This window comes from Bacillus sp. z50 (genome assembly GCF_058313585.1).
The window spans coordinates 162,091-181,780 of record NZ_JBZFQL010000002.1 but is presented as its reverse complement, the minus strand read 5'-3'; the positions used below and the strand labels follow the sequence as shown (position 1 = coordinate 181,780).

Genomic DNA, 19,690 nt, shown 5'->3' with positions numbered 1-19,690 from the left:
AGTATCCGGAAAGAAGAATGTTAAGTACCAATATTGTGTAATTAATAAAGGATTATATCCAGAGTATTTTAAATAATCATCTGGGCGTAATCCTCACGTATATGTATCAATACATAACAATCGCATACTTTTTTTCTTCTTCCTCTTCATCAAAGATAAAGGCAAAGTTAAGTGTCACATCCACTCCATCTTCTGTTAACCAATTAAAGGGAAAAATGGCAGGCTGAGCACTAGTTGTTAATCCATGCTTTAAAATTACCTTTCTTTCGAATGTGCTGAATGCTTCTTCAAGTCCGTGCTCCTGAAAATCGTATTCTGTTATTAAATAATTTTTTAATAAGGGCCAGCTGTAAAATTCAATCACGATAGAAACTCCTTTATTTGTATAGAATCAGGTTTATTATAAGTGTTGCTTGATGGATAAACAAATTCAAGTGCTTGATTACAACATATACATAAGTTTGAACCATTATTCTAAGAGCACAATGGCAGTAAAGCCTTTGTGTTTTTATTCGTTATAAAAATTAATATACGATATTTGATACCCTAGCTGTTAATTCACTTTTTCTCTTTTATATAATTACAAACTTTAATCTGACCAACCAATCAGGTATAAAAAATCGTTAAATAACTTGAATTAACGTTTAATTATAAGAATTTAGAGAAATTATATTAATATAGAATAAATGCTCTTATTAAGAGAAATAGACTTATAAAATCGAAAACAAGCTAATGGGAAGGAGAGAGGGCAAATGGTCAAAGGACTAGGAATTGACTTGGGAACAACTTTTTCATGTGTGGCGTATATCGATGAAAACCAAAATCCAATTGTATTAAAAAATGCAGAAGGCAATGCTACAACACCATCTGTTGTTTATTTTGAATCACAGGAAAATATTGTAGTAGGAGAAGTAGCAAAACAAAGCTTGGTATCTGAACCGGATAATACGGTAGCCTTTATTAAGCGTGATATGGGGAAAATAGACGATGAAACAAAGGCGCCAATTATGAGAACAATTCATGGAATAAGTATGTCTCCACAAGAGATTTCGGCAAAGATTCTTACGAAAATAGTCAAGGATGCTAATGCTGAGCTAAGGAAAATAGGGAAATTAAGTGATGGAAATCCAGATATTAAGGATGTGGTGATTACCTGTCCTGCCTATTTTGGTATGGCTGAAAGAGAGGCAACTAAGGCTGCAGGCAAGATTGCAGGTTTAAATGTAATGAATATTATCCCAGAGCCTACAGCTGCAGCATTAAATTATGCTCATGTTAATAAGGGTAAAGAACAAACCGTTATGGTTTATGATTTAGGCGGAGGTACATTTGACGTTACGATTATTGAAGTCCACGATGGTATTCCGCGAGTTATTTGTACAGATGGTAGTCATACATTAGGCGGGAAAGATTGGGATGATGCACTTGTTCAATATTTTGCTGAAAAATATATAGAAGAAAAGGGTGAAGACCCTAGAGAAAACCTGGATATCTTACAGGAGTTATTTTTAAAGGCGGAACAAACTAAAATAACTCTGAGCAACAGAGAATCAGCACCAATTATGATTATTGGTGATTCAGGACGAATAAACTTTACGATGACACGCAACGAATTTGATGAAAAAACGAAGGATCTATTAGAAAGAAGTATTAGTTATACAGATAAATGTTTGAAAATTGCTGCAGCGAAAAAATATGGAAAAGATATTGAAGCTATAACGAATGAAGAAATAAATAAATATCTTCATGAAGAACTTACCGACATATTATTAGTCGGGGGTTCTTCCAAAATGCCTCAAGTATCAAAATTAATTCAGAGTAAATATGGTATTAAAGCAAAAGAAGCAGACTTGGATGAGGCTGTTGCAAAGGGAGCGGCCATTTGTGCAAGCAATGATTATGTGGAATTCAGTGAAGAAGACTGGCAATTGGTAAAAAAATCAGTTGGCGAGCAAGATTATGATTTTGTGAAAGAAGCGATTCAGGAGGGAAATGAAAGCATAATCAAACAGTATGAAGATGTACTGCCAAGACATATGGTTCAAAAGCAAGAATCGCGTGGCATGATTTTTACAAATGTTTCTCCAAGAACATACGGAACAGCAGCCTATGAAAGCTCTTCCAGAGATAAACTAGTAATCTTTAATTTTATAAAAAGAAATGATGAACTTCCACAAAAACAAACCCTGATGTTTTATACGATGGATGAAGGGCAAGTTGGAGTGGATATTGACGTATATGAATCATTTACTATGAGTGCAAAGGCTGAACTTGAAGAAGGTAATAAAATTGGATCAGGAATACTTGAGTTTCCAAATAGCATGCCGAAGGGAACACCTATTGAGATCACACTTCGCATGAATAGTGCTGGTTTATTGGAAGTTAGTGCCTTTCATAAAGAAACAAATAGTATGTATAATGGTACTTTTGATGTTTCGAACTCTTTATCCACTGAGGAAACAAAACGAGCTATAGAACGTAATAAACACCAATCATTCAATTAAGAAGAAAATCATACAACCTTGGAATGTGGTGATTGATATGACGAATGATAATTATTTTGATTTGTTTAAACTTAAAGTGGATGAGTCGCTGATATTAAATCCTACTTCTGAGTATGAAGAGCAAATAAATAAAGCTTTTTTAGAAACGGAAAACAGATGGAAGCAATTAAAGCTAAAACATTTAGGTAAGAAAAGCGATGAAGCGTCTGAAAATTTAAAGAGATTGAAAGCACATGAATTTGATATTTTAAAAAATCCGACAGAACGACAACGGTATTACTTGAAAATTAAAGAGGAGAAGCAATCGGAACTAAAAACTAGATTAATCGAATCTAATGAAGAGGATATGGATCTTGAAGCTTTAAAGAAACAATACCATCAATATCTAGATGAATCGGAAATTGAAAAAATAGTCAAAGAGATATTTAAAGCTAAAGAAAGACCAGATGAAGCCATATCAATGAATCTACTTAATAAGCTAGCCATTTATGAAAATGAATTGAAACAGTTAGGAGAAGTGAATTTATTTACTGCTTTTGGATTTGATGAAAAAGCAAACTATGAAACAGTCAAAAATAAAATCAAGCAAAAACAAGATGATTTACAAAAAATATATGATGAGCACCCAAATGATAGTAGTTATAAAAAATATATTAATAAGAAGGATATCCTGAAAAAGTTTGAAAAAGAAGTGTTCTTAACAAATGATTTCAAAGATCACTATGAGGAATATAAACATTTTCTAAAATATTCAATGTTTATCCAATTATTACTGAATATAAAAGATAAGGATATTACTACCATTTATTTCAAAGATATTTTATTGGAGAAAGTAAAAGAAGAAGGTATCGATGAAAAAAAATTCATCTTGTTTTTATTAAAAAACCACAAGTATTTTGGCATTAAAGGTATTTCTCCTGTTACGGATTATTATATCGCCAATGTCGGGCATAAGGATTTTGGAGAGGAAGATACTCAACAAACATTGCAAAAAGTTCTTTCTATAAAAGATTATGAGTATCATTGTGGTCGTGAGGCATTAAAAAATAAAGAGTTTGATAAAGCTTTTGAGCATTTTAAAGAATCTAATATTATTGATCACAGTTATGCACTGTATGAATTAGCTGAATTATATTATACAGGTACAGATAGCCTTCCTAGGGATCTGAATAGGGCAATAAAATTACATGAAGAGGCGATAAATAAAAACAATTCTAAAAAAGGAAATAATAAAAATTCGTTGTATCGGATAAGTCAGATGTGTTTCAGTGGAGAGGGTTGCGTAAAAAATGAACAAGTTGGTTTTAGTCATTTAAAGGAATTTGTCAATAATTTGCATGCTTCGAATGATTTTTACAATCAAGCTCATTTAGATTTAGGTGACTGTTATTATAAAGGGAAAGGCACTACTAAGAATTATAAAAAAGCACTGGTTCATTACAACAAAGTAAGTGATGAAACGGCTAAAGGAAGAATAAGAAAAATAGAGCGAGAGATTACTTATAGACCAATTATAATGATTGGGATAACTTCAGGTTCTTATATTTTATTGTGTTTAGTATCTTTGTATTATTTACAAGAAGTTCTTCCAACTGATTTTAATATAGCTAATGTATTAATCTATTTTGGGATATTATTTGCATGGATGATCTTTACAAGCTTGTATTTCTATATAAATCCATCATGGTTAAATCAACTAATCAAGTTTGATAATATAAGGACACTTCAGGCAAAGATTGTACAATATATATATTTAAATAAAAAGCGGATATTAACCATAGCGATATTATTGTTTGGATGTGTTTGTTTCTTGTTGTTTTACACGGAGGGGTTAATTAAACCTTGGTTAACTGAAGCAGACGTTGGAGAAATCCCGGAATTTTTATCCCTCCTATTAAATTATGGAGTAAACTGGGTTTCTGTGGGAATATATTTAATAGTGTTGTTTCCTCTATATATTATTAAGGAAGTTCATAGTCCAAATGACGCAATTAAGGTCAATGTTAAAACAATCATTTTTGACGGAGTAAAAACTTATTTATTCGCATCAGGTATCTATTATGCTATCCAGTGGTCTGCAGAAAACGTATTAACAGAGTTTAGTGTATTAAAGTATATTGGGATAAGTATTTTTTTGTTGATAATCGTATCAATAATTAATACTACAAAAATAATTAATCGGTTATTTAATGGAAAGTTAACCGTATATGTATTTGCGGTGTTATTGTTGTACGGTTCATTAACTTGTGCATTAGTGGCTGAAAATAACGGGGACTTGCCAATAGCTACTACATTGCTGCAAGTCGCGTTTACCTCTCTTTTTATAGAGACAAAGAACCCATAAATTATTTTTTGACCTTGGGTTAGTCGTTTTGCTAATTAATACAAGAAATGATTCAATAAATAATACGTTAAATTAACTTTAATACCATCTAATTGGTAATGGTATAGTTAGCTCTATATGAAAATAAATTTCATTATATAATTAACAGACCTCCAATTGTAAAAACAATTGGAGGTCTTTCGTTCTTTAAGATTATAGGTAAAGAATATTAAAACTACAGGCTAGATTAAGACCTATTTGCTTTATCTAATTCGGCTCCCAAAAATTTTGCGAGCTCAAGCATTCCATATAGGCCTGCCTCAGCTTCGGCGTCGGAATTATAGTTTGTATTTGTATTGATATCATATGTGTAAATCATTCCATCCTGATCACGGATAAACTCAATTCCGGCAATGTCAATACTTGCTGAGGTAAGAAATTCTTCGTATTTCGCAATAATAGGATCATTGAAATCCTTAATAATTTTAAATTGCGGAGATATATCCTCTTGTTCTCCAACTGGGCAAAATAAATCCTCTATTTGGCAGGCATCGGCAGGACATAATTCAAAACCTTTTGATGTATCAACACGAACAGCATAAAGAAATTTTCCTCCAATAAATTCACAACGGGTTATTGAAGAATCAGGAGAGAGGATATATTGCTGTATGAGTGTGATCCCATCTACTGGCTCTTCAAAAAGAGGGCTGTTTACGTATTCCTCTAGGGCTTCTACAGATTGAAATAGCTGCACACCAAGACCTTTTCCAGCTCTGTTGTGTTTAGTAATAAAAGGTGTCATTCCAAGTTTTTTAGCGGCAGAAATGATATTACTCCGACCGACAGCTGCAATCGTGGCAGGAGTTTTGATACCTGAAGCTTGAAGAGCTGTATATTGATTGATTTTGCTGATTTCCATTCCTAAAGCCTTTGAACCGTTAAATACTTTTCGATTATGACGTTCGAGCCAGTTGATTACTCCGCTAGCAAGTTCAGGTGCATAACGGTGTCCGCGTGTGTGGGATGACGCACTCATACGGTTGTAAAAAATACCATCTGGCGGTGTATCCGTCAAATCGACTAAGCCCTCAGCTAAATGCCAGTTTTTGTATGGAAGGTTTAATTCTTCCATTCTATTAATTAAATGATTGGTCCAGTCATCATTTTCATGAATGATATGTATATGTGTCATTAGGAAAATCTCCCTCTAGTTTTCGTCAATTTATGAAAATCATACCATTTAACTTGGAATTGGGTCAAATGTTGAAATTTAGGAAAAATAATTATTGCAGTGGAAAAACCGTTTGGCAAAGTTTATACTGTTGATTGAGAAAGAGATTAAAAGGGAGATACCATGCCAAATTTTTCGCCATACAGATATTTTTCAAAAAAAGACTGGGCTAACTTGCGATTTAATACGCCAATGACATTGACTCAATCGGAAATAGAAGAACTTCAAGGTGTTAATGAAAAGCTTTCTGTTGAGGAAATTACGACTATTTATCTGCCGTTAACCCGTTTATTAAATTTATATGTGAACTCATCACAAATGCTGCACACGGTCACGGACACATTCTTTGGGAATACTACAAGAAAAGTGCCATATGTTATTGGTGTAGCAGGAAGTGTGGCTGTAGGGAAAAGTACAACAGCCCGTATTATTCAGGCTCTTTTATCCCGATGGCCAAATACTCCACAGGTAGAAATTATCACAACCGATGGATTCCTCTATCCTAATGCTGTGCTGGAGGAACGAGGAATAATGGACAAAAAGGGCTTTCCTGAGAGTTATAATACGAAGGAATTAATCAAGGTTTTATCTAGAATTAAAGCTGGACATCCAAAAGTGAAGGCACCTATATATTCGCATCTATATTATGATATAATGCCTAACCAATATACTGTCATTCAACAACCGGATATCGTAATAGTGGAAGGGATTAATGTTCTGCAGACTCCTAAACAGGATGATCATTTCCCAAGTGTTTATGTATCAGACTTCTTCGACATCTCCATCTATGTCGATGCCACTGAAAATAATATTTATAATTGGTATGTTGAACGTTTTAAAACGCTTCGTAAAACCGCTTTCGCCAATCCGGAGTCTTATTTCCACCGCTATGCCGATTTGACGGATGAAGAAGCAGACGAAATTGCAACAAATATATGGAACACCATTAACAAAATCAACTTGGATTTAAATATAGCTCCAACTAAAACGAGAGCGAACATTATTCTTAAGAAGGATTCAGATCATTCTATTTCCTCAGTGAAGCTGAGAAAGATTTAAAAGGATGTACTATGGGGAGCGGGTGAAGTATGGCAACTGAGAAACAGAAAATGATTAATGGAGAATTATATAGGCCAAGATGAAGAGCTCGCCAATGAACGTCTCCGTGCCAGGAAGCTTACGAGACTATATAATCAGACAATGGAAACTGATTATGCAGAACGAACAGCTTTATTAAAAAAGTTACTCGGTTCAACCGAAAAAAATTGCTATATTGAACCGACTTTTAGGTGTGATTATGGGTACAATATTCATGTTGGTGAAAACTTTTATGCCAATTTTGATTGTGTTATTTTAGATACATGCGAAGTTCAAATTGGTCAAAATTGCATGCTTGCCCTGGTGTTCATATTTATACAGCCACACACCCGCTCAACCCTGATGAATGAAATTCAGGAAATGAATATGGAAAGCCGGTCACAATCGGTGACAATGTCTGGATTGGCGGCCGAGCGGTTATTAATCCAGGGGTGACAATTGGAAACAATGTAGTGGTTGCCTCAGGAACTGTTGTAACGAAAGGTATTCCAGATAATGTGGTTGTTGGCGGTAATCCGGCCCGTATTATAAAACGAATTGATAAAGAATAAGATTCTATTCCCATTTACATAATGAGTTGTGTAGGAAGAATAATATTCCTTGGTGCTATTATTCCATTGATAAATGAACTTATTGTTAAAATGAGATTATTTTGATTACATTATATGGGTACTTTTGATAAAATTTAATTAATAGTTTAAGATATAATAGCACTTATAACTTCAAATGAAGTACGAACAAAATTGAGGATGTGAAGAATGAAGAAACATATACCAAATTTATTGACTTTAGGAAATCTTTATTGTGGTTATCTGTCCATTTCTTACATTATCAGCGGGGATGTGCGAAATGCGACTATACTCATTTTTATTGCATTGATGCTTGATGCGCTGGATGGAAGAATGGCAAGAATTTTAAGGGTAGCCGATGATATGGGAAAACAGCTTGATTCATTGGCTGATATTGTATCATTTGGGGTCGCGCCTGCCTTTTTAGCATCTTATACATATTTATACGATTTTGAACAATATGGTCTTTTGATTGCCGGTTTGTTCCCGCTTTTTGGATGTTATCGACTTGCAAGATTTAATATTACGCCTACTGAGGAATCATTAAAGCATTTTAAAGGAATCCCAATTACATTTGCAGGGGGACTTGTTGCCTTTTTAGTACTATTTGAAAACTGGATTCATGTCAGCGTATTTGTCATTATATTCTTTAGTTTGGCAATCTTGATGGTCAGTACCATTAAAATCCCAAGCTTCAAAAAGGTAAAATTAAATTATTATACGGTCATTATAACTTTATTCCTATTGTATATGTTTTATCTTATTGCAAAGTCAGGGTTTAAAAGTGTTCCTGAATTTTTCTATGTTGCCATTGCTATTTATATTATCTTTATCATTGCCAGATACATAAAAGGTAAGACACCTAAGTTTCGTCTGAAAAAAATGAGAACGATTCGGGTCAGAAAAAAGAAAATTAATAAAGGAATGAAAAAGAAATAATGATCTATTGAGTCTACTGCACCTTATATTCCTTTTTGGTTTCTATGACATAGAAAGTTAAAAGGCATTCAGGTTTTAAAAATAAGAAGACTCATATTCAAACGTTTTATGATCCTCTGAGCTTTTTCACACCCCAAATGTTGGATTTCGAATCTGACTTTTGGGGTGTTTATTTATGGTTAATTTTTGAGAAATGGATAGCTGGGGAAGAATCCTATGTAACAATCGGAAAGAAAGGGTAGGATTCAGATTTAGATATGGAGTCTGAAAATTAAGACATCCGAGATAAGCTATCCTGCAACTATTTCTAGCTATTATCCTAAGTAAATGAAATTGATTGTTTGACAGCATAAGTGAAGGTGGGTATTTTTATGAATTCTTTTTTAGCATTAATCAAATATCTAAAGTCATACAAGTTAATTGTATTGCTTGGCCCCTTATGTATGATTGTGGAAGTAACTATGGACCTGATTCAGCCGACAATCATGCAAAATATTATTGATAAAGGGATTGCTTCGAGTGATAGTCGTTATGTAGTAACAATGAGTATATTTATGCTGTTCTCTGCAATTATAGGGCTGCTTGGTGGTATGGGAAGTACGATATTCAGTACGCGTTCAGCGATTCATTTTTCAACTGAGCTCCGCAGAGATGTTTTCGAGAAGATTGATTACTTTTCTGGTGAAAATACGGATAAATTCGGTGCTGGAAAATTGATTACCATCATGACGAATGATATAACAGCCGTGCAGCAGGCTGTTATGATGACCTTACGGATATTTGTTCGTGGCCCGATTATGTTTATTGGCAGTATTATTATTGTATTTTTCACTGCCAGAGAACTTTTTCCAATTCTTCTGGCAGTTGTACCTTTATTAACGATATTAATCGTTTTATTTACATGGAAGGCCGGTCATCTTTTTCAATTGGTGCAGAAGGCAATTGATCGTGTCAATACGAAATTACAGGAAAACCTTGCTGGAATCCGGGTAATTAAAGCATTCGGCACACAGAACCATGAAATAAAACAATTTCAGATTGTTAATAAAGAATTAACAGCAGTCAATATCCGTGCTGATCAAGTCATTATGGGTTTAATGCCCATACTATTGTTTATCGTTAACATGGGAATAGTTGCGGCTATTTGGATGGGTGCAATAAAGGTTGATAACGGAAGCTTGAATGTGGGAGTAATTGTCGCATTTATTAATTATTTAACTATCATTTTGAACTCTCTTATGACAAGCAGTAATGTCCTTATGCAAATCACTAGAGCCTTTCCATCTGCTGGGCGAATTGTTGATGTATTGAATACAGAGCAAGACATTAAACAATCTGAACAACCGTTTGTACCTATACCGGATAAAGGTACTTTGGAATTCAAAAATGTGAGCTTTAGTTATAGCAAAAATGGGGAGAGAGTTCTTTCTAATGTTTCTTTTAGTGTACCGAGTGGACAAACACTTGGAATCATTGGAACAACAGGTAGCGGAAAGACAACACTGGTAAAATTAGTACCGAGACTTTATGACGTGGATGAAGGACAAATTTTGTTGAATGGAATAGATATCAAAGACATGGATATACAAGAATTACGAAAGTCCATCGGGTTTGTACCGCAGAAAGCATTGTTGTTTTCTGGAACCATTAGCCAGAATTTAACTCAGGGTAATGAAAATGCAACAAAGGGCGACATGACAGAAGCTCTTCAAAATGCTGAAGCCCTTCAATTTGTAGAACAATTAGACCCGGATTATGCTTATGAACTCACTCAGGGGGCAACTAACCTGTCAGGTGGACAAAGACAAAGAATATCCATTGCCCGAGCTTTTATCCGGAAGCCATCCATTATTATATTGGATGATTCTACTTCAGCTGTGGATGCGATATCTGAAAGCCGTATCCGAAAAGTATTGATAAATAAATATCCGGATTCAACTAAAATTATTATTTCCTCAAAGCTTTCATCTTTAAAACATGCGGATCAAATTTTGGTTCTTGAGGATGGTAAAGTAACTGGAATTGGCAGCCATAATGACCTTTACCGAAAAAATGAACTCTATCGTGAATTATGTTCTATACAGAGTGAGCAGGGGGTGAGCCATTAATGAGCCAGCAAACACAAGCTCAGAAACAAGTGAATATGAGACCAGGTCACAGACATTCATTTGGGCCTAAAAGCAAGGCAAAACATCAAAAGGAAACGGTTCTAAGAATATGGTCTTATCTTAAAAGGCGAAAATTGACACTGTATGCGTCAATTATATGCGTGCTATTTTCGACTGTATTCAGTTTACTTGGTCCTTATTATATTGGAATCACGATTGATGAATATGTACTTGTTAAAGATGTGGATGGTTCTATTCGAATGACTTTGTTATTAGCTGTTATTTATATAGCAGGTGCGATTCTTACCTGGCTCCAGCAAAACTTGATGATACATATTTCATTAAAAACGATTCGGACAATTAGAGAAGAATTATTTTCAACCCTGCATACATTAAGCCTCCGATTTTTTGATAAACGCTCATCCGGCGATTTAATGAGCCGGGTAACCAACGATATTGATAATTTAAATAATGCATTAAGCCAAAGTGTAGTCCAAATTTTTTCTTCCTTACTGACAATCATTGGTGTCTCAATCGCCATGTTTGCATTAAATTGGGTGTTGGCAATTGTCTCATTTCTGGTGATACCCCTTATGATCTTTACATCCAAAAAGATTATCCAAGTGAGCAGCCGTAATTATGCCAAGAGGCAGCAAAATTTAGGTAACCTGAATGGGTATGTAGAAGAAGCAATAAGCGGCAAAGAGGTCATCACTCTTTTTGGACGAGAGCAGGAGACCATCAAGGAGTTTAAAAAGATCAATGAGGACTTGCGTGAATCGGCTATACAGGCTGATACATATGGTGGTTTTCTAGGACCTGTCAATAACTTTATCAATAATCTCGGCCTTAGCTTGATCATTGGCACTGGGGCTATCATGTCGGTGCATGGGCTGACAACAATAGGTGTAATCGCTGCTTTTGTTACGTATTCAAGATTATTTTTCAGACCGATCAATCAGTTATCCAATTTGATGAATACGATTCAATCTGCTATTGCAGGAGCTGAGCGTGTGTTTGAGATAATGGATGAAGTACCTGATTTAAAGAATAAAAAGGGAGCAATACCAGCGACTTCTATAAAAGGGAATGTCCTATTTAAAGGTGTTCGATTTGGCTATGAGAAAGAGAAGGAAATTATAAAAGGTATTTCCTTAGAAGCTAAAAGCGGACAAACCATAGCATTGGTAGGTAAAACCGGTTCAGGAAAAACGACTATTATTAATCTGCTATCAAGATTCTATGATCGATTAAGCGGTGAAATTTGGATTGATGACAGATTAATAGAGGATTATTTAGTCGAAGATTTAAGAAAAAGGATAGGAATCGTTCTACAGGAAACATATTTGTTTTCTGGAACAATCATGGAGAATATCCGTTATGGCAAACTGGATGCCTCTGATGAGGAGGTCATTCGAGCTGCTAAGATTGCTGCTGCACACCAGTTTATTAAACATTTGCCAAATCAATATAATACAGTCATCACATCGGGTGGTATCAACTTAAGCCAGGGTCAAAGGCAATTAATCTCGATTGCACGAGCGGTTTTAGCAGATTCAGATATTTTAATATTGGATGAAGCCACTTCGAGTATTGATACACGTACAGAAATAGCCATTCAAAACGGAATGAAAAATTTGACTAAGGGTCGTACAACCTTTGTAATTGCACACCGCTTAAAAACAATCGAGAATGCTGACTGTATATATGTCATCGATGATGGGTTGATTGTGGAACATGGAACCCATGAAGAGCTTATTCAAAATAAAGGGTATTATCACAGACTATATGAAAGCCAATTCACGATTTGATTTCACTAAATAATATCCTTTTTTAAAGAAGAGCAATGGATTTACTTCTGTTGCTCTTTTTTTTGTTCAAACTGGAGCCAAAATCCTCACTTTAAACGAATGAGAAGCAATAACGAATTGTGGGAGACAAGCGGATTGGTTCAACTGATGCTAAAGCCCCGCACCAAGCATGTATGCTATCTTGTTTTCAGTCTTACACTTACATTCATCAGTACAGCGATATTTCTGCCAAGAATAAAACTGTACTTCACTTCCAAAAAAGTACAAATTGCATTTATATAAACAGCACGATATCGAGAAAAATACATCGGTTGCCGAGAAATACCAAACTAGCTAAGAATAGAGAAATAATATTTTTATAGATGCTCCTTTTTAGTTTCTTTATTTATATATAAGAGGTGAAAAGGAGGTGAGAACATGGAAAATCAATTCTTAGAGTTAACAAAGCTGCAAATTGAATTTGTTGTTGGGGTCGATGCACAAGGGGAACCAATCACCCAGAAAAGAACACTATCCAATATTAATAATGGGGCGGATGGTGAAGCATTAAAACGATGTGCAAATGCGATTATCTCTCTTCAAGTCCATGAAGTAGCAGGAGTAAGGCGCTTGGATACTTGGCAAATCTAGTATCGGTAGAAGGGAATATCGGATAGAAAGGAGGGGCTACAGATGGAAAATGTTCTAGAATTATATTTTCTAACAGAAGAAGGTAAAACTGCTAAACTATCAATTGATAACCCAAAAATGCCAGTTGACCAAGAAGCGGTTAGACAGGCAATGGATATCATTATTGAATCGAAAGTATTCTTAACAAAATCAGGTTTTTACGTTAGTAAAGAAGAAGCACAGTTAGTTGAAACAGCAAAAACCGAATATTCATTTATGTAATTGATGAACAGATGGCTAATCCAAATAAGCTGGATTAGCCATTTTTTAAGGATTGAGCGAGGAGGTGGCAATCCGTGAACGATTTAATTCCGTTAATTAAAGATGTGGGTTTCCCTATTGTGGTAACCGTTTATCTTTTATACCGTATTGAAGGGAAGCTGGAGATGCTGAATAATTCCATACAATCATTGCCTTTAATGCTTAGTGAACTGATCAAAAAATAATTATAAGGCTTGCCATCAGTAAGAATGGCAAGCTTTTTTTATTGGGCCATCACTCATTGCGAATACTAAGTGCCAGTGTAGTAAGTGCAAGTGATACGTATGAAATAACAACCGCTTTCAACACCAATACAGCTCTCTGGCTTCGGCTTTCTAGTTTTATCCTATATGTTTTATTTTCTACCTAATTAACATTTCTATATTAATTCCTTTTAACTTTTTAAGGTTTAAAAATAATGAATCAGTGGTATTTTTTGAAAAATGTGTATTTTTATATATGTTTATGTATATATGAAACCATTAGACAAAGAGATGAGGTAGAGATGATGGCTGATAACCATATTCAAAACAAAAAAGACAAGCAATTAGATGATTTTAGAGTGGATAATAGTGAAAAAAAATTAACAACCAATCATGGTGTACGAGTTTCTGAAGATGAACATTCTTTAAAAGCGGGTGACCGTGGACCGACTCTCATGGAGGATTTTCATTTTCGGGAAAAAATGACGCATTTTGACCATGAGAGAATTCCGGAACGAATTGTCCACGCTCGTGGTTTTGGTGCACATGGTTATTTTCAGGTGTATGAACCAATGACGAAGCTGACCAAAGCAAGTTTTTTGCAGGATCCATCTAAAAAAACACCAGTCTTTGTACGATTTTCCACTGTGGCAGGCTCCAGGGGATCTGCTGATTCTGTAAGGGATGCCCGTGGATTTGCAACCAAATTTTATACGGATGAAGGTAATTTTGATCTCGTAGGAAATAATATTCCTGTATTTTTCATTCAGGATGCGATTAAGTTTCCAGATTTAGTTCATTCCTTTAAGCCTGAGCCACACAATGAGATGCCTCAAGCAGCAACAGCCCACGATACTTTTTATGATTTTGTTGTAAATAATACTGAATCTGCACATATGGTTCTATGGACGAACTCTGATAGGGGTATACCTAGAAGCTATCGGATGATGGAAGGGTTTGGTGTCCATACATTTAGACTTGTAAATGAACAAGGAGAAGCCCATTTTGTTAAATTCCATTGGAAACCAATACTTGGGGTCCATTCTCTTGTCTGGGATGAAGCGCAAAAAATCGCAGGTAAAGATCCTGATTTTCATCGTCGTGATTTATATGAAGCGATTGAAATGGGAAATTATCCAGAGTATGAGTTTGGTATTCAGGTAGTTAAGGAAGAAGATGAATTTAAGTTTGATTTCGATATACTGGATCCTACTAAAGTGTGGCCAGAAGAACTCATACCTGTACAGAAAATAGGTAAAATGACGCTTAATAAAAATGTGGATAATGTATTTGCGGAAACGGAACAGGCGGCATTCCATATTGGTCATATTGTACCGGGAATTGATTTTACCAATGATCCATTATTACAGGGGCGTCTATTCTCTTATACGGATACACAGCTGTTAAGGCTTGGGGGACCGAACTTCCAACAAATTCCGATTAACCGCCCGATTTCACCCGTACACAATCACCAACGTGACGGATATCATCAAATGCGTATCGATAAAGGACAGGTTAGCTACAATAAAAATGGGTTAGCCAATAATTCTCCATCACCGGCCTCTCCTGAAGAAGGCGGTTTCGAGCATTATCAGGAAAAGGTAGATGGATCTAAAGTTCGGAAGAGAAGTGAAAGTTTTAAGGATCACTACAGCCAAGCTAAATTATTTTGGAACAGCATGTCTTCAGTAGAAAAACAACATATCATCGATGCATTCCGCTTTGAGCTTGGTAAATGTCTAAGTAAGGATATCCAACAACAAGTTGTTAATATGTATGCGAATGTGGATCATTATTTGGCTGAACAAATTGCGATTGGTTTAGGTCTTGAGGTACCATCAAATACTGAAGTTAAAGAATCAAAAGTAATTGATTCATCACCTGCACTCAGTCAATTGAATACAACCATGGGTGCCGCGACAAGAAAGGTTGCTGTCCTTGTCCATAATGGATTTGATGGAATTGATTTAAAACAGGCGCTGGTAGCCTTTGAGGAGGCTGGTTTAATTGCTGAAATTGTTTCTGAGAACCAAGGAGAAATAACTAGCGCTAATGGAGCTGTGTTAAAGGTAGACCAGACGTTTTTGACAACAGATTCAGTTTTATATGATGCTGTCTATCTTGCTTCGGGTCAACATAGTGTAGATGCTCTAAAAACGATCAACAAGGTGAATGAGTTTATAATGGATGCATTCAATCACTTTAAAGCAATAGGTGCCCCAAAAGAAGCTGCAGATTTGGTTGCTCCATTTATCCGGACATCTAATGGAGCTGCCGGTATTATTACCTCGGCTTCTGATGAACCAATAAATAAGTCAGTTGAGCAGTTTATTGAAGCGGTTGCTAAGCATCGCCACTGGGATCGTATTCAATAAGAAAGTTCAAATATTGATTAAAAAGCCTCTAATCCACAACAACGGATTTAGAGGCTTTTTGTCAGTTAGGAAATATGAATAGGATCTTGTTTTTTTGTCTGATGAGCGAATTTTTTCTCCCATGGACGGCTGTGCCAGCGTTTGACTGCAAAGATTGCACGGAACCATTCGTCAATTCCCTGAGCAATCCATATTCCGAGTAAACCAAGCCCGAATGTAATGCCAAACAAATACCCGAAACCTACAGTAAATGTCCACATAGATAAAATGCCGATAATGACTGGGAAACGAACATCCCCTGCTGATTTTAATGAGCTCATTAAAACAATGTTGACAGCTCTGCCAGGTTCAACAAAGGCAATTCCCCAGAGAACAGGCAAAGCAATCGCTAAAATGGCCGCATTAGATGTAAATAACTCAATCAATGAATTTCCCATTAGTGCAAATGTCAGTGACACAGCTGTAGAGGCAAATACAGCTATTTTTACGGTTTTCATTCCTCTTTTTAAGGCCTGATCAAAGTGACCGCCCCCTATATATCTTGCAACCAACAGTTGTGTTCCCTCGCCAATCGCAACGCTGAATAAATAACAGAGCATTGTAATATTCGTTAAATAAACACGTGCAACTAATGAAGCATCACCGAGGGTGGCAACGAAAGCAGTTACCAACAGCTGTGAAAAATGATAGGATAAATTTTCACCGGCAGAGGGAATACCTATTTGAAAAAGATTTTTCATGTCTTCAGTGTTAATATGAAATAAATCACTTAATCGGAAGCGCAATGCAAGCTCTTTGGCAACGATCATTATTAAAGCGACCACTGCAAAACTTCGAGCAATAACCATCGTCCATGAAACACCAGTCACACCGGTTATCGGAAGATTGAATACTCCGTAAATACTAATGACATAGCCTAGTGTACTGATAATATTCATAAAGAGTGAAACATACATAGGTTCCTTTGTTCTTCCATGGCTCCTGAGAATAGCGCTTAGAACAAGTGAAATTGACTCAAGAAATAAAGAAAATCCAACAATCCTTATGAATAGAAGAGCATAGTCATAAACCTCTCCGCTAATGTCAAATAAATTCAATAAACTCTGCCCGAAAATAACTACAATAAGAGATATGAGGACACCAAACCATACATTAATGCTAAATGCAGATCTTGATAATTGTCTTGCTTTATCAAGACGCTGTGCCCCGATCCTTTGTCCAATTAAGATCATCGCACCAATAGAAGAGACATTAAAAACTAAGATAAAAATACTTATTAATTGGTTGGCGACACCTACTCCTGCTGCAGCTAGGTCAGAATAATGTCCAAGCATCAATGTAGCCAGTAACCCCATTGCTATATGTAAGCTAAGCTCTATAAATAAAGGCCATGATATAGAAAAAAGCGATTGATTTTTTAAATTTTCTGTATTTACCAATCCGTCTGACTCCTTTAGTTTAAATTAAACACCTAATAAATCATTCTATAATACTTTACCATTATATGTATAGAAGAGATTATGAAAACATGAGTTTTATCTTTTGGAAGTATCTTTTATCTGGGGGATTTGGTTCGCTTTCAAGTATAATGAACCAAAAACAAAGGGTGAATAAAGGATGAATATAAAAGGGATTAATCATTTGTTATTTTCCGTATCCAATCTGGATCAATCCATTTTATTTTATGAACAAGTGTTCGAAGCGAAATTACTTGTAAAAGGGAGAACAACTGCATATTTTAATTTTAATGGTTTATGGTTAGCATTGAATGAAGAAAAAATGATACCTCGGAGGGACATAGAATATTCATATACCCACATAGCTTTCTCCGTAGAAGAAGCAGATTTCGATGAGTGTATAAATCACTTAAAAAAGTTAAACGTGAATATTCTTCCAGGAAGAATAAGAGATCTAAAAGATCAGCGATCCGTTTATTTTACTGATCCTGATGGACATAAATTTGAGTTCCATACTGGGAATCTTGATGATCGTCTTTCCTATTATAAAGAAGCGAAAACCCATATGAAGTTTTTTTAGTTGATGTGAAAGCAGCTTAAAGTAATCATTATTCTATATTTATTAAGCTTGGATGCCAATGATAATGTATTCACGCAGCATTTAAAAAAAGATAAAATGATTGAAACTTGTTCCTTAATTCTAACTTTTTTGCCGTTACGAATATTACACGTTTCATAGATAAACGTTTGAGGAAAAGAATGATTTTCTTGTTATTAGAAGGTTGTTAATAATTCCAAATGTACATTTTATTTTACCTACGCATCTTTTACATTTGTAAAACCTTTTATAATAGATGGTTTAAGAGAAAGGCATAGCCATTTTGAGAAGAATTTAGTATAGGGAGTTGATGTGAGTGCAATCCATATTGTTAGGTATATTGGCATCTTTTTTCTTTGCGGTGACATTTATACTAAACAGGTCAATGGAACTCTCAGGAGGTAGCTGGCTTTGGAGTGTGTCATTGCGCTATATTTATATGATTCCATTTTTAATGGCAATTGTTTATTTCCGAAAGAATTTATGGCAATTGTTTGTTATTATGCGAGAAAACTTAAAGGCATGGTTTTTTTGGAGCTTTATTGGTTTTGGGATGTTCTATCTGCCTTTATGTTTTGCTGCAGCATATTCTCCAGGGTGGCTTACAGCAGGAACCTGGCAAATTACAATAGTGGCAGGTACTTTATTGACACCATTGTTTTTTGAATTTAAAGAGGGGATTTATTCAAAAAAAGGTATCATACCTAAAAAGCAATTGTTTTTCTCATGCTTTATTTTACTGGGGATTTTATTGATACAGATGGAAAATATGAATCAGTTAACAATAAAGGAATTCTTATTTGGTTTTATCCCAATCCTGATAGCAGCATTTGCTTATCCATTAGGAAACCGTAAAATGATGGAAATTACAAAAGGTCGGTTGGATGCATATCAACGAGTACTAGGAATGACCATAGCCAGCTTACCTCTTTGGATTATCGTCTCCATTCTGGCGCTGTCTACAGTTGGACCACCAAGCCCTATGCAAAATATTCAAACATTGATAGTTGCTATTTCTTCAGGAGTCATTGCCACCGTTCTATTTTTTAAAGCAACCGATCTCGTTAACCGTGATATGAAAAAGATGGCAGCGGTGGAGGCCACTCAATCCATGGAAATTTTGTTTGCTTTAGCAGGAGAGATGATATTCTTATCTATTTTATTTCCGTCCATCTCGGCTATGATTGGAATATTTATTGTCATGTTTGGATTAGTCTTGCATAGCTTAAGTTCTGTTGAGAAGAAAGAGAATACGATTACTGCAAAAGAAATATAAAAAGGTAGAAATATATAAATAGTAATCCTTCTAAAATGTTAATTCTGCTGAAATTGACATTTTTTCTTTTTTTATCTCCTAGTAAGACTTTATTCTGATTAATTTAACAAAAATTTCAGACATCTTTCTTGCCTAGGAGGATGGAAGCATTGTATTATTGGAAAGGTAGTTTGATAAAACCAACAATTTCTTATAACTTCTAACTTCAATACAGTTTATAACCTCCTCTGTTTAGTACATAAATGATTACTTACTCCGCCTCTGTACT

Annotated in this window: 15 protein-coding genes and 1 pseudogene; 13 read left to right on the top strand and 3 right to left on the bottom strand. The window is 35.2% G+C overall.

Going from position 1 to position 19,690, the window contains the following annotated elements; all coding sequences use genetic code 11:
• Positions 1-106: 106 nt before the first annotated feature.
• The gene (locus AC4G3N_RS06715; protein ID WP_491089952.1) at positions 107-364 is read right to left on the bottom strand and encodes a hypothetical protein; all 258 of its coding nucleotides are present in this window, start codon (positions 362-364) and stop codon (positions 107-109) included.
• A 388-nt stretch (positions 365-752) separates the two neighbouring features.
• Here AC4G3N_RS06715 and AC4G3N_RS06710 point away from each other — a divergent pair, with 388 nt between their 5' ends.
• Together AC4G3N_RS06710 and AC4G3N_RS06705 are read left to right on the top strand one after the other, a co-directional pair.
• Entirely contained in the window at positions 753-2,504 is a 1,752-nt protein-coding gene (locus AC4G3N_RS06710) for an Hsp70 family protein (RefSeq protein ID WP_066099917.1), read from the top strand.
• Positions 2,505-2,541: 37 nt separating this feature from the next.
• On the top strand, positions 2,542-4,848 hold the full coding sequence (locus AC4G3N_RS06705) for an SEL1-like repeat protein (protein WP_139891155.1): 2,307 nt from the start codon (positions 2,542-2,544) through the stop codon (positions 4,846-4,848).
• 226 nt (positions 4,849-5,074) lie between these two features.
• Here the strand turns inward: AC4G3N_RS06705 and AC4G3N_RS06700 are convergent, their stop codons facing one another.
• Positions 5,075-6,019, bottom strand: a complete 945-nt coding sequence (locus AC4G3N_RS06700; protein ID WP_066099910.1) for an ATP-grasp domain-containing protein — start codon at positions 6,017-6,019, stop codon at positions 5,075-5,077.
• A 162-nt stretch (positions 6,020-6,181) separates the two neighbouring features.
• Between AC4G3N_RS06700 and coaA the strand changes: the two genes are divergently transcribed.
• The 9 genes and pseudogenes from coaA to AC4G3N_RS06655 all read left to right on the top strand — a co-directional run bounded on the left by coaA (position 6,182) and on the right by AC4G3N_RS06655 (position 16,091).
• Positions 6,182-7,117: a type I pantothenate kinase gene (gene coaA / locus AC4G3N_RS06695; protein ID WP_066099908.1), complete on the top strand. Its 936-nt coding sequence runs from the start codon at positions 6,182-6,184 to the stop codon at positions 7,115-7,117.
• A 29-nt stretch (positions 7,118-7,146) separates the two neighbouring features.
• Positions 7,147-7,707: pseudogene (gene maa / locus AC4G3N_RS06690) on the top strand (maltose O-acetyltransferase).
• Positions 7,708-7,914: 207 nt separating this feature from the next.
• A complete protein-coding gene (gene pssA, locus AC4G3N_RS06685) occupies positions 7,915-8,664 on the top strand; it encodes a CDP-diacylglycerol--serine O-phosphatidyltransferase (protein WP_066099906.1) in 750 nt (249 codons plus the stop codon).
• Positions 8,665-9,035: 371 nt separating this feature from the next.
• Positions 9,036-10,772, top strand: coding sequence for an ABC transporter ATP-binding protein (locus tag AC4G3N_RS06680; RefSeq protein ID WP_491089951.1), 1,737 nt, complete (start codon positions 9,036-9,038; stop codon positions 10,770-10,772).
• A gap of 35 nt (positions 10,773-10,807) precedes the next feature.
• Positions 10,808-12,583: an ABC transporter ATP-binding protein gene (locus AC4G3N_RS06675; protein WP_491090082.1), complete on the top strand. Its 1,776-nt coding sequence runs from the start codon at positions 10,808-10,810 to the stop codon at positions 12,581-12,583.
• 417 nt (positions 12,584-13,000) lie between these two features.
• Positions 13,001-13,213 carry a DUF1659 domain-containing protein gene (locus tag AC4G3N_RS06670; protein WP_066099901.1) on the top strand — a complete coding sequence of 71 codons (213 nt, stop codon included), beginning with the start codon at positions 13,001-13,003 and terminating at the stop codon, positions 13,211-13,213.
• A 42-nt stretch (positions 13,214-13,255) separates the two neighbouring features.
• Positions 13,256-13,474 carry a DUF2922 domain-containing protein gene (locus AC4G3N_RS06665; RefSeq protein ID WP_066099898.1) on the top strand — a complete coding sequence of 73 codons (219 nt, stop codon included), beginning with the start codon at positions 13,256-13,258 and terminating at the stop codon, positions 13,472-13,474.
• A gap of 74 nt (positions 13,475-13,548) precedes the next feature.
• Positions 13,549-13,698, top strand: coding sequence for a YvrJ family protein (locus tag AC4G3N_RS06660; RefSeq protein ID WP_066099896.1), 150 nt, complete (start codon positions 13,549-13,551; stop codon positions 13,696-13,698).
• Between the two features lie 320 nt (positions 13,699-14,018).
• The gene (locus tag AC4G3N_RS06655) at positions 14,019-16,091 is read left to right on the top strand and encodes a catalase (RefSeq protein WP_375138404.1); all 2,073 of its coding nucleotides are present in this window, start codon (positions 14,019-14,021) and stop codon (positions 16,089-16,091) included.
• A gap of 65 nt (positions 16,092-16,156) precedes the next feature.
• Here the strand turns inward: AC4G3N_RS06655 and AC4G3N_RS06650 are convergent, their stop codons facing one another.
• A complete protein-coding gene (locus tag AC4G3N_RS06650; protein ID WP_225983684.1) occupies positions 16,157-17,530 on the bottom strand; it encodes an MATE family efflux transporter in 1,374 nt (457 codons plus the stop codon).
• A 178-nt stretch (positions 17,531-17,708) separates the two neighbouring features.
• Between AC4G3N_RS06650 and fosB the strand changes: the two genes are divergently transcribed.
• Complete coding sequence (gene fosB, locus AC4G3N_RS06645; protein ID WP_140461336.1) at positions 17,709-18,128, top strand: metallothiol transferase FosB; 420 nt, start codon at positions 17,709-17,711, stop codon at positions 18,126-18,128.
• A gap of 334 nt (positions 18,129-18,462) precedes the next feature.
• A complete protein-coding gene (locus tag AC4G3N_RS06640) occupies positions 18,463-19,422 on the top strand; it encodes a DMT family transporter (protein ID WP_491089950.1) in 960 nt (319 codons plus the stop codon).
• Positions 19,423-19,690 lie beyond the last annotated feature (268 nt).

What these genes read in the sequence shown, in the direction of transcription:
- AC4G3N_RS06710 (WP_066099917.1), top strand. Translation starts at nt 753, where the DNA reads ATGGTCAAAGGACTAGGAATTGACTTGGGAACAACTTTTTCATGTGTG.
- AC4G3N_RS06705 (WP_139891155.1), top strand. Translation starts at nt 2,542, where the DNA reads ATGACGAATGATAATTATTTTGATTTGTTTAAACTTAAAGTGGATGAG.
- AC4G3N_RS06700 (WP_066099910.1), bottom strand. Translation starts at nt 6,019, where the DNA reads ATGACACATATACATATCATTCATGAAAATGATGACTGGACCAATCAT.
- coaA (WP_066099908.1), top strand. Translation starts at nt 6,182, where the DNA reads ATGCCAAATTTTTCGCCATACAGATATTTTTCAAAAAAAGACTGGGCT.
- pssA (WP_066099906.1), top strand. Translation starts at nt 7,915, where the DNA reads ATGAAGAAACATATACCAAATTTATTGACTTTAGGAAATCTTTATTGT.
- AC4G3N_RS06680 (WP_491089951.1), top strand. Translation starts at nt 9,036, where the DNA reads ATGAATTCTTTTTTAGCATTAATCAAATATCTAAAGTCATACAAGTTA.
- AC4G3N_RS06675 (WP_491090082.1), top strand. Translation starts at nt 10,808, where the DNA reads ATGAGACCAGGTCACAGACATTCATTTGGGCCTAAAAGCAAGGCAAAA.
- AC4G3N_RS06670 (WP_066099901.1), top strand. Translation starts at nt 13,001, where the DNA reads ATGGAAAATCAATTCTTAGAGTTAACAAAGCTGCAAATTGAATTTGTT.
- AC4G3N_RS06665 (WP_066099898.1), top strand. Translation starts at nt 13,256, where the DNA reads ATGGAAAATGTTCTAGAATTATATTTTCTAACAGAAGAAGGTAAAACT.
- AC4G3N_RS06655 (WP_375138404.1), top strand. Translation starts at nt 14,019, where the DNA reads ATGATGGCTGATAACCATATTCAAAACAAAAAAGACAAGCAATTAGAT.
- fosB (WP_140461336.1), top strand. Translation starts at nt 17,709, where the DNA reads ATGAATATAAAAGGGATTAATCATTTGTTATTTTCCGTATCCAATCTG.